This window comes from uncultured Campylobacter sp., from assembly GCF_938040115.1.
Lineage (GTDB): Bacteria > Campylobacterota > Campylobacteria > Campylobacterales > Campylobacteraceae > Campylobacter_A.
Genome location: NZ_CALHXD010000065.1, coordinates 1 through 10115, shown reverse-complemented (window position 1 = coordinate 10115; position 10115 = coordinate 1). Strand labels below are relative to the sequence as shown.

Sequence of the window (10115 nt, the reverse complement as noted above, 5' to 3'; positions counted from 1 at the left end):
TTTGAGTTATATACTAAGTCTTGCGACATCGGAAACGACGCGCTCGGTTGTAGAAATCTTGGATTTTGTATATCAATAAGCATGTTTCAGGCATAAATGAGAAGCAAGCGTTTTTGGAGGGATTTGGGCGTGTTAAAAAAGTTGCGACATCACGCCGGATTTTACTGCTTGCAGCTTTTTGGGCGATGTATATTTAGAAATAAATGAGAAAAACGACGCAATGAAATATTATCAAAGAGCATGCGCTGCCGGGGCTACCGACAATGTTGTTCAATCTTTTGAAGGAGGCGTTAAACTTTGGCAACTAACCTGCGCAATGTACGAGCTTTTAAAACAAGGCTCAAGATGATTATTTAAAATTTGGACACGATTTTTATCTGTCCAAATTCTCCCAAAATCAAATCTAAATTTCCAGCATCAAATTTTCAGTCAAATCTGCAAAAACTTCCTTATAAAAAGGAAATAATTTTATTAAATTTCATCAAATTTGCTCAAAATATTGACATTAAAAAGCCATTTGGATAAAATCCAAGTCTCTTACACAAGTAAGAAGTGTCGTATGTTTGCGACAAGTTCTATTCAAAGGAAAGAAAATGGAAAGAATCAGGCTTAAGCTTAAAGCTTATGACCATAGAGTTCTCGACCGCACAGTTGCAGCCATAGTAGAAGCTGTCAAACGAACGGGCGCCGACGTCAGAGGCCCGGTGCCGATGCCTACGAAGATCAAACGCTACACGGTCTTAAAATCACCACACATCAACAAAGACTCACGCGAGCAGTTTGAAATGAGAATTCACGCTAGAATGCTAGATATCGTAGCGGCTACGCCCGATACCGTCGACTCGCTAACAAAGCTTGACTTAGCCCCTGAGGTTAACGTCGAAGTCCGCGCGATGGGCAAATAAAGGCGAGGTGAAAGATGGAATATATCGTAGAAAAAATAGGCATGAGCAGGACGGTAAACAACCCGAGCATCCCCGTTACGCTTCTAAAAGTCGTAAACGCTAAAGTTTGCGAAGTGAGCGAATGCGGCAGCGCGATAGTAGCTTATGCTAAAGGTAAAGCAAAAAATAAAGCCATAGAGGGTCAGCAAAAAAAATATAGCCTAACGGCAGAATTTAATAAATTCGCAACCCTAGAAGTCGCCAATAAAGAGGCGGGCGATCTTGATTTTAGTCCGCTTAGCTCGGCTAAAATTTTAAAAGTTAGCTTCAGCTCAAAAGGTAAAGGCTATCAAGGCGTCGTAAAAAGACACGGCTTTGGCGGCGGTCCAAAAAGTCACGGTTCTCGCTTCCACAAAAGACACGGCTCTATCGGTAACCGCGAGTGGCCGGGACGCGTTCAGCCTGGTATGAAGATGGCCGGACACACCGGAAACGAAAAAGTTACCGTTAAAAACGAGATCGTAAGCTTTGACGCCGAAAACGGAATTTTGGTTTTAAAAGGCAGCGTCGCTGGCTATAACGGCGCAATGGGCAGAATAAGGATAGTAAAATGAGTAAAGTTTGCGTATTAAACGAAAAATTTGAAAAAGCTAGCGAGCTTGATCTACCGGCTAATTACGCCCAGATTAACCCGCACAACCTATATCTTTACGTTAAGTCTTATTTGTCCGGTATGCGTTCAAATTCGGCTCACACCAAAACCAGAGCTTTCGTAAGCGGCGGCGGTAAAAAACCGTGGAGACAAAAAGGTCGCGGCGGCGCTAGAGCGGGCTCAACCAGAACTAACGTCTGGGTAGGCGGCGCAGTGGCGTTTGGTCCGAGCAACGAGCGAAACTATTTCCAAAAGGTCAATAAAAAGCAAAAAAGATTGGCGCTTGAGTTCGCGCTAAACGAAAAAGCTAACGCGGGTAAAATTTTCGCGGTAGATAGCATAGAGATCGCAAGCGGTAAGACTAAAGACGCTGCTAAAGTAATCAGCGCGTTAAATTTGAGAGATGCCTTGGTCGTAAAAGATCTGCTTGACGACAACACGCTACTGGCGTTTAGAAATTTATCAAACTGCTATCTAATCGATGCGAGCGAGATAAACGCTTACTTAGTGGCGACTTACGGTGCCGTCGTTATCGAGAAGGCCGCACTTGAATCTATAATAAAAGAGGGCTGAAATGGCAGATATAACTGATATCAAAACGATTTTATATACGGAAAAAACTCTCGGTCTTCAAGAGCAAGGCGTGGTCGTCATACAAACTTCGCCTAAGATGACTAAAAACAGGCTGAAAGAAATTTTGAAAGAGTATTTTGGAGTAACGCCGCTTCGCGTAAATTCGCTTAGAATCGACGGAAAAGTTAAGCGTTTCAAAGGAAGAGAAGGACAACGAAGCGAGATAAAGAAATTTTACGTTCAGTTGCCTGAAGGCTCAAGCCTAGAAAACACGGAGGCGTAAGATGGCGATAAAAACCTATAAACCTTATACACCTAGCCGCAGATTTATGACGGGCTTATCAAGCGAGGACATCACCGCTAAACCTAGCGTGAGAAGCCTACTTGTAAAGATCCCTGTAAGCGGCGGTAGAAATAGCAACGGAAGAATAACTTCTAGACATAAAGAAGGCGGAGCGAAGAAGCTTTATAGAATCATCGACTTTAAACGCCGCAAATTCGGTATCGAAGGTAAAGTCGAAGCTATCGAGTACGATCCGAACAGAAACTGCCGCATCGCGCTTATCGCTTATAAAGACGGCGAAAAACGCTACATCATCAGACCAAACGGGCTAAACGTTGGCGATATCGTAGCAGCAGCCGAGGCAGGTCTAGACATAAAACCTGGCAACGCGATGAAACTAAGAAACATCCCGGTTGGTACTATCGTACACAACGTGGAGCTAAAACCAGGCAAAGGCGCTCAGATGGCTCGTTCAGCCGGCGGTTATGCTCAGCTAATGGGTAAAGAGGAAAAATACGTAATGCTTCGCTTGCCAAGCGGCGAGATGAGACAAGTACTCGCAGAGTGCATGGCTAGTATCGGCGTAGTAGGTAACGAAGATTGGGCGAACGTAACTATCGGTAAAGCCGGACGTAATCGCCATAGAGGTATCCGTCCTCAAACTCGCGGCTCAGCGATGAACCCGGTAGATCACCCGCACGGCGGTGGTGAGGGCAAGAAAAACTCAGGCCGTCATCCTGTTACTCCATGGGGTAAACCGACTAAAGGTGCTAAGACTCGCCGCAAAAAGGCTAGCGATAAGCTTATAATTTCAAGAAGGAAAGGTAAATAGAGATGGCAAGATCACTCAAAAAAGGACCTTTTGTCGATGAGCATGTAATGAAAAAAGTCGTTGCCGCTAAAAAAGCTAACGACAACAAGCCGATAAAAACATGGTCTAGACGCAGCACGATAGTGCCTGAAATGATAGGCCTAACGTTTAACGTTCATAACGGCAAGAGCTTCATTCCAGTATACGTTACGGAAAACCACATCGGATATAAACTAGGCGAATTTGCTCCTACGCGCACATTTAAGGGTCACAAAGGCTCAGTGCAAAAGAAAATCGGTAAGTAAGGGGATAAGATGAGCAAATCAATTATTAAATTCGTAAGATTATCTCCGACTAAAGCCAGACTAATCGCAAGAGAAGTACAAGGCATGAACGCCGAATTTGCGCTAGCTAGCCTTAGCTTTATGCCAAACCGCGGCGCCAAATTTATCGCTACGGCTATCAGCTCTGCGGTAGCTAACGGTGGATTTGAGCCTGAAGAGGTTATCGTGACAAGCTGCCGCGTGGATGCAGGCCCAGTATTAAAAAGATTTAGACCGCGAGCGAGAGGAAGCGCAAGCAGAATCCGCAAACCGACTTCTCATATCTTAGTAGAAGTATCTAAACCTGAAAAGAAGGAAGCGTAATATGGGTCAGAAAGTAAATCCGATAGGTCTAAGACTAGGAATAAACCGCAACTGGGAGTCAAGATGGTTTCCTGCTAAAGGAACTTTGGCTGAAAATATCGGCGAAGACTACAAAATTCGCGCTTTCTTGAAAAAGAAACTTTACTACGCGGGCGTTTCTCAAATTTTGATCGAGAGAACCGCTAAGAAAATTCGCGTAACCGTCGTAGCAGCTCGCCCTGGTATTATCATCGGCAAAAAGGGCTCTGACGTAGAGAAGCTTAAAGAGGATATCCAAAAGCTGATCAACAAAGAAGTAAACGTAAATATCAAAGAAGAAAGAAAAGCTCAAGCTTCGGCTCAGCTAGCTGCGGAAAACGTAGCTATGCAGCTTGAAAAACGCGTTGCATTTAGACGTGCGATGAAAAAAGTTATCCAAGGCGCTCAAAAATCAGGTGCTAAAGGTATCAAAATTTCAGTTGCTGGACGTCTTGGCGGCGCTGAGATCGCTAGAACCGAGTGGTACTTAGAGGGTCGCGTTCCGCTTCACACTCTAAGAGCTAAGATCGATTACGGCGTTGCTGAAGCGCATACGACCTATGGAAACATAGGTATAAAAGTGTGGATATTTAAAGGCGAGGTTCTTCAAAAAGGCGTTCAACCTGAAAAGAACGAAGAAGAAAAAGCCGATAAAAAACCGCGCAGAGCAAGAAGAGGTAAATAATCATGTTGATGCCAAAACGAACTAAATTTCGCAAACAGATGAAAGGCAGAAACCGCGGTAAAGCTACTCGCGGCGCTGATCTTGCTATGGGCGAGATCGGAATAAAAGCCGTAGAAGCAGGCCGCGTAAATTCGCGCCAGATCGAAGCGGCTCGTGTGGCTCTAACCCGCCACGTAAAACGCCAGGCTAAAACTTGGATCAGAGTTTTCCCAGATAAGCCGTTAACCAAAAAGCCTCTACAAACTCGTATGGGTAAAGGTAAAGCCGGAGTCGAAGAGTGGGTTATGAATATAAAACCAGGTCGTATAATAGTTGAAATGGCGGGCGTAGATGAGGAATTAGCGCGTGAAGCTCTAACTCTAGCCATCCACAAACTTCCGTTTAAGACTAAAATCGTAACGCGAGAGAGTGAAAATGAAATATACTGATATTAAAGACAAAAGCGTTGCAGAACTTAACGCGTTATTGAAAGAGAAAAAGGTGCTTTTATTTACTTTAAGACAAAAGCTAAAAACTATGCAGCTAAGCAACCCTAACGAGATTAGCGCCGTCCGCAAGGAAATAGCGCAAATCAACACTGCAATTAGCGCTTCAAAGTAAGGGGTGAGAAATGGCATTAAAAAGAGAAATTCAAGGTGTTGTTTTACAAAAGGCCGGCGATAAGACGGCTACGATTTTGGTTGAGAGACGCGTTATGCACCCAAGATACCACAAATTCGTAAAACGCTTTAAAAAATATATGATTCACGACGAAAAGAACGAAACAAAAGCGGGTGATACGGTCGTAGCTATCGAATGCAGACCGCTAAGCGCGAGAAAATCTTTCCGCTTAAAGACTATTTTAGCGACGGGGGTTGAGTAATGATACAATCTTTTACGAGGCTTACGGTTGCTGACAATAGCGGCGCGAAAGAGCTAATGTGCATTAAAGTTTTGGGCGGCAGCAAGAGAAGATACGCGACGCTTGGCGACGTTATCATCTGCTCGGTCAAAAAGGCGCTTCCAAATGGTAAGATCAAAAAAGGTCAAGTGGTAAAAGCGGTCGTCGTTAGAACTAAAAAAGAGGTTCAAAGAGATAACGGCTCGCTAATCCGCTTCGACGAAAACGCAGCCGTCATCCTAGATAACAAACGCGAGCCTATCGGTACTCGTATCTTTGGACCGGTCGGCCGTGAGGTTAGATATGCTAACTTTATGAAAATCGTTTCGCTTGCTCCGGAGGTGTTATAATGGCTAATGTTAAATTTAAAGTAAAAAAAGGCGATACCGTTAAGATCATCGCAGGCGACGACAAAGGTAAAACAGGTAAAATTTTATCCGTCCTAGCCAAAAAAGGACAAGTCATCGTCGAGGGCTGCAAGGTGGCTAAAAAAGCTATAAAACCTAGCGAAAAGACCCCAAACGGCGGCTTTATCAATAAAGAGATGCCTATTGATATCTCAAACGTTGCAAAAGTTGAGGGCTGAAAATGAATAGATTAAAAGCTAAATATAACGAGGTCGTAAAGCCTGCTTTGGCTAAAGAATTCGACATCAAAAATCCTATGCTAATCCCTGCGATCGAAAAGATCGTGATAAGCGTAGGCGCTGGTGAATCGGCTAAAGATCAAAAGCAACTTCAAAACATCGCCGATACTATTTCGCTAATCGCCGGACAAAAAGCCGTAGTTACCGACGCTAAAAAATCGGTTGCTGGCTTTAAAGTGCGCGAGGGTTTCCCTGTCGGCGTAAAAGTAACGCTTAGAAAAGAGAATATGTTTGCGTTTTTAGACAAACTAATCTCTATCGCGCTACCGAGAGTTAAGGACTTTAGAGGCCTTCCAAAAGACGGTTTTGATGGACGCGGAAACTACAACTTCGGTCTTAACGAGCAGCTAATGTTCCCAGAGGTCGAGTACGATAAGATTTTACGCACTCACGGTATGAATATAGTTATAGTCACGACGACAAACAGCGACAAAGAGGCATTCAAATTGCTTGAGCTATTTGGTTTGCCGTTTGCGAAAGGAAAGTAATATGGCGAAAAAATCAATGATAGCAAAGGCTGCCAGAAAGCCTAAATTTGCGGTTCGCGGCTATACGAGATGCCAAATTTGCGGACGTCCGCATTCGGTTTATAAAGATTTTGGAATTTGCCGCGTATGCCTAAGAAAAATGGCTAACGAGGGACTAATCCCAGGTCTAAAAAAAGCAAGCTGGTAAGGAAGAGAAATGTTAAACGACTTAATTTCAGACGGACTAACTCGCATTAGAAACGCCGCAATGAGAAGACTTGAAACTACAAAGCTTCTTCATTCAAACGTCGTCGAGGCTACTTTATCTATCCTTGCGGCTAAAGGCTATATCGAGAGCTACAACGTCGTAGAAGAAGATAAAAAGAAATTTATAAACGTAGTTTTGAAATATGACGAGCACGGTAGAAGCGTGATTAACGAGCTTAAGCGCGTATCAAGCCCGGGTCGCCGCGTTTATAAGGGAAAAGACGAGATCAAGAGATTTAAAAACGGCTACGGAACGATCATCGTTAGCACCAGCAAAGGCGTTTTAAGCAATGAAGACGCTCACAAAGCTGGCGTAGGCGGCGAAATCCTCTGCTCTGTGTGGTAATTGTCTAAAACGCTACGGGGTAGCGTTTTAGATTACTTTGAAATAAAGTTTGAATTGATGGGCTTGTTTTTGTAGCAAGATGTTAATTTGATATCATTAAAATGTAGTCTGATTCGGTAGTCTTGTCGTATTTACGACGAGGTGGCGTTTCGGATTGCCTTAAAATGAAATTTGACTAGGCATCTTTTTGTAGTTTATAAAATTTACGAAAAATTTTCGCCGTCAAATTTCTAAAATTTAAAATCGGAAGTTTAAATTTAAAAAGCTTCCCAAATTTAGCTCGACTTGCCAATTTATCCAAATTTGCCAAAGCTAAATTTAAAAACGACGATGTCAAATTTGACGGCAAATTTTAGGAAGTAGATCCAAAAAAAGTAAGTCAAATTTGACGAGAAAATTAAAGTGTTTGAGGCGGTTTTTATCGCTTCGATTCATTTCTATTTTTATGGTATTGCGGTATCCATTCGTAAAAGTAGACATACCCTAGACAAGTAAAAAGGAAAAAAATGTCACGTATAGGAAAACAGCCGATAGCTATTCCAAGCGGAGTAGAGGTCAGCGTAGAAGGCAACGTCCTTAAATTTAAAAAAGGCGCTCATTTAAAAGAGCTTGACACAAAAGGGCACGTAGACGTCAAAGTCGAAGATGCTCACATAGTATTTTCTCCAAAGAGCGACGAGAGACAAGATAGAGCCTACTGGGGCACTTATAGAGCGCTTGCAAACAATATCGTCATCGGCATCACAAAAGGTTTTGTTCGCCAGCTTGAGATCAACGGCGTCGGTTACAAAGCCGCTGCTAAAGGCCAGGTACTTGAGCTTACTTTAGGATTTTCTCACCCGATAAATCACGAAGTGCCAAAAGGCGTTGAAATCAGCGTAGAGAAAAACATCATTACCATCAAAGGCGACGACAAGCAAGTGGTAGGCCAGATCGCAGCTCAAGTCAGGGCGTACAGACCGCCTGAACCATATAAGGGCAAAGGCGTTAAATACGTAGAAGAGCGCATCATCCGCAAAGCCGGTAAGACATCTAAGAAGTAAGGGATAGATAATGACAGCAAATGTATTAAAAAGAAAACTCGCTCTTAGAATCAAGAGAAAAAGAAGAATCAGAGCCAAAATTTCCGGCACTGCGGTATTGCCTAGAATTTCTATCTTCAAATCAAACAGAACTCTTTACGTCCAAGCTATCGACGACGTAGCAGCCGTAACTCTAGCGGCAGCCGACGGCAGAAAACTAGGCGTAAAAGCAAACAAAGAAGGCGCCGTAACTTTGGCTAAAGAATTTGCAAAAACTCTAAAAGCTAAAAAAATAGAAACGGCATTATTCGACAGAAACGGCTATTTGTATCACGGAGTCGTAGCGGCTTTTGCAGACGCATTACGTGAAAACGGTATCAAACTATAAGGAAAATCGCTATGGAAAAATATAACAGAGAAGAATTCGAAGAAGTAATGGTTGATATCGGCCGCGTTACAAAGGTCGTAAAAGGCGGTCGTAGATTTAGATTTACGGCTCTTGTCGTAGTAGGAAACAGAAACGGCCTAGTGGGCTTTGGCTTCGGTAAAGCAAAAGAGGTGCCGGACGCTATGAGAAAAGCCGTCGACGACGCGTTTAAAAACATCATCGAGGTAAAAAGAAAAGGCTCGACTATACCTCACGACGTAGAGGTTAAATTTAACGCTAGCCGCGTTTTACTTCGCCCTGCTAGCGAAGGTACGGGCGTGATCGCGGGCGGTAGTGCTCGTCCTATTCTAGAGCTTGCGGGCATCAAGGACATCCTAACAAAATCGCTTGGCTCAAACAACTCGGCAAACGTCGTTCGCGCTACTTTAAAAGCGCTAAGCATGCTTAAAGGCTAAGGAGAAGATATGGGACTAGAAAATTTAAAACCTGCCGAGGGCTCGACTAGACAAATCAAAAGACTAGGTCGCGGTCAAGGTAGCGGTCAAGGTAAAACAGCGGGCAAAGGACACAAAGGTCAAAGAGCTAGAAAAGGCTACAATGAAAAAAGAGGCTTCGAGGGCGGTCAGCAACCGCTTCAAAGACGCCTTCCAAAGGTAGGCTTCGCTTCTAAATTTGAGAAACCTTACGTAATCAACGTAGAAAAAATCGTTGCGGTAAAAGAGCTAAGTGAGATCACTATCGCTACTATCGCTACCGTACATAAAATTTCAAGCAGCGTCAAGAAAATCAAATTGATCGGAGTGAGCGCAAAAGATTTGGCTTCGAAAATCAAAGACGAGAACGTAACCGTTAGCGGACGTGCGTAATGAATAAGACATTGACCAACAAGATTTTAATCACGTTGGCATTTTTATTTGCTTACAGGATACTGGCATACGTGCCGGTTCCTGGCGTAAACGTCAATGTTATTAAAGAGTTTTTCGATTCGAATTCCGCAAACGCGCTGGGGTTATTTAATATGTTCAGCGGTAAGGCTGCAGAGCGCCTCAGCATCATCTCTCTAGGCATTATGCCATACATCACAGCATCGATTATTATGGAGCTTTTAGCGGCTACTTTCCCAAATTTAGGCAAGATGAAAAAAGACCGCGACGGCATGCAAAAATATATGCAGATCATCCGTTACGCTACTATTATTATTACCCTTGTTCAAGCAGTGGGCGTTAGTATGGGGCTTCAGAGCCTTCACGGTAGAGGCGGAGAGGACGCGATAATGATAGATATGAATTTATTTATCGCGATTGCGGCAGCTTCGATGTTAACTGGAACTATGCTTTTGATGTGGATAGGCGAGCAGATCACTCAGCGCGGTATCGGCAACGGTATCAGCCTTATTATCTTCGCGGGTATCGTTAGCGGCATACCTTCAGCTATCGGCGGAACGGTAAATTTGGTAAATACGGGCGAGATGAACTTCCTTGTAGTTATCGTAATTTTGCTTGTTATCTTGGTCACGGTAGGCATAGTTATCTACGTCGAGATGGGC

General features: G+C 43.5%; 20 protein-coding genes and 1 pseudogene. All 21 read left to right on the top strand.

The genetic code is table 11. From position 1 onward, the window contains the following. Nucleotides 1-593: 593 nt before the first annotated feature. Nucleotides 594-905 carry a 30S ribosomal protein S10 gene (rpsJ, locus tag Q0314_RS02720; protein WP_002947121.1) on the top strand — a complete coding sequence of 104 codons (312 nt, stop codon included), beginning with the start codon at nt 594-596 and terminating at the stop codon, nt 903-905. 14 nt (nt 906-919) lie between these two features. After that, on the top strand, nt 920-1498 hold the full coding sequence (rplC, locus tag Q0314_RS02715) for a 50S ribosomal protein L3 (protein WP_297936728.1): 579 nt from the start codon (nt 920-922) through the stop codon (nt 1496-1498). Next, nucleotides 1495-2109, top strand: coding sequence for a 50S ribosomal protein L4 (rplD, locus tag Q0314_RS02710; protein WP_124851296.1), 615 nt, complete (start codon nt 1495-1497; stop codon nt 2107-2109). Before rplC ends, rplD begins: the two co-directional genes overlap by 4 nt. Nucleotide 2110: 1 nt before the next feature. Continuing rightward, complete coding sequence (locus Q0314_RS02705) at nt 2111-2392, top strand: 50S ribosomal protein L23 (protein ID WP_002947118.1); 282 nt, start codon at nt 2111-2113, stop codon at nt 2390-2392. A gap of 1 nt (nt 2393) precedes the next feature. Then, entirely contained in the window at nt 2394-3224 is an 831-nt protein-coding gene (rplB, locus tag Q0314_RS02700) for a 50S ribosomal protein L2 (RefSeq protein WP_002947117.1), read from the top strand. Between the two features lie 2 nt (nt 3225-3226). After that, nucleotides 3227-3508, top strand: a complete 282-nt coding sequence (rpsS, locus tag Q0314_RS02695; protein WP_002947116.1) for a 30S ribosomal protein S19 — start codon at nt 3227-3229, stop codon at nt 3506-3508. Nucleotides 3509-3517: 9 nt separating this feature from the next. Next, the gene (rplV, locus tag Q0314_RS02690) at nt 3518-3850 is read left to right on the top strand and encodes a 50S ribosomal protein L22 (protein ID WP_002947114.1); all 333 of its coding nucleotides are present in this window, start codon (nt 3518-3520) and stop codon (nt 3848-3850) included. A 1-nt stretch (nt 3851) separates the two neighbouring features. Continuing rightward, nucleotides 3852-4553, top strand: a complete 702-nt coding sequence (gene rpsC, locus Q0314_RS02685; RefSeq protein ID WP_009494829.1) for a 30S ribosomal protein S3 — start codon at nt 3852-3854, stop codon at nt 4551-4553. A 2-nt stretch (nt 4554-4555) separates the two neighbouring features. Next, nucleotides 4556-4981, top strand: coding sequence for a 50S ribosomal protein L16 (gene rplP / locus Q0314_RS02680; protein WP_002947109.1), 426 nt, complete (start codon nt 4556-4558; stop codon nt 4979-4981). Further along, complete coding sequence (gene rpmC / locus Q0314_RS02675; protein WP_002953667.1) at nt 4968-5153, top strand: 50S ribosomal protein L29; 186 nt, start codon at nt 4968-4970, stop codon at nt 5151-5153. Before rplP ends, rpmC begins: the two co-directional genes overlap by 14 nt. 10 nt (nt 5154-5163) lie before the next feature. Next, a complete protein-coding gene (rpsQ, locus tag Q0314_RS02670; RefSeq protein ID WP_009494830.1) occupies nt 5164-5415 on the top strand; it encodes a 30S ribosomal protein S17 in 252 nt (83 codons plus the stop codon). Continuing rightward, nucleotides 5415-5783: a 50S ribosomal protein L14 gene (gene rplN, locus Q0314_RS02665; protein ID WP_002947105.1), complete on the top strand. Its 369-nt coding sequence runs from the start codon at nt 5415-5417 to the stop codon at nt 5781-5783. Before rpsQ ends, rplN begins: the two co-directional genes overlap by 1 nt. Next, nucleotides 5783-6019: a 50S ribosomal protein L24 gene (gene rplX / locus Q0314_RS02660; RefSeq protein ID WP_002943173.1), complete on the top strand. Its 237-nt coding sequence runs from the start codon at nt 5783-5785 to the stop codon at nt 6017-6019. Before rplN ends, rplX begins: the two co-directional genes overlap by 1 nt. A 2-nt stretch (nt 6020-6021) precedes the next feature. Beyond that, the gene (gene rplE, locus Q0314_RS02655; protein ID WP_002947103.1) at nt 6022-6567 is read left to right on the top strand and encodes a 50S ribosomal protein L5; all 546 of its coding nucleotides are present in this window, start codon (nt 6022-6024) and stop codon (nt 6565-6567) included. Nucleotide 6568: 1 nt separating this feature from the next. Then, nucleotides 6569-6754 (top strand): type Z 30S ribosomal protein S14, encoded by a 186-nt coding sequence (locus Q0314_RS02650; protein WP_002941532.1) that lies wholly within the window; start codon nt 6569-6571, stop codon nt 6752-6754. A gap of 9 nt (nt 6755-6763) precedes the next feature. Continuing rightward, nucleotides 6764-7159, top strand: coding sequence for a 30S ribosomal protein S8 (rpsH, locus tag Q0314_RS02645; protein ID WP_002943159.1), 396 nt, complete (start codon nt 6764-6766; stop codon nt 7157-7159). A gap of 506 nt (nt 7160-7665) precedes the next feature. Further along, nucleotides 7666-8202, top strand: a complete 537-nt coding sequence (gene rplF / locus Q0314_RS02640; protein ID WP_002943347.1) for a 50S ribosomal protein L6 — start codon at nt 7666-7668, stop codon at nt 8200-8202. Between the two features lie 10 nt (nt 8203-8212). Beyond that, nucleotides 8213-8569, top strand: coding sequence for a 50S ribosomal protein L18 (gene rplR, locus Q0314_RS02635; protein ID WP_124851303.1), 357 nt, complete (start codon nt 8213-8215; stop codon nt 8567-8569). A gap of 11 nt (nt 8570-8580) precedes the next feature. Further along, a complete protein-coding gene (gene rpsE, locus Q0314_RS02630; protein WP_002943402.1) occupies nt 8581-9024 on the top strand; it encodes a 30S ribosomal protein S5 in 444 nt (147 codons plus the stop codon). Between the two features lie 9 nt (nt 9025-9033). Then, nucleotides 9034-9435 carry a 50S ribosomal protein L15 gene (gene rplO, locus Q0314_RS02625; protein WP_002947096.1) on the top strand — a complete coding sequence of 134 codons (402 nt, stop codon included), beginning with the start codon at nt 9034-9036 and terminating at the stop codon, nt 9433-9435. After that, nucleotides 9435-10115, top strand: a pseudogene (locus tag Q0314_RS02620) (preprotein translocase subunit SecY); the annotation flags it as partial. The gene rplO and the pseudogene Q0314_RS02620, both read left to right, overlap by 1 nt.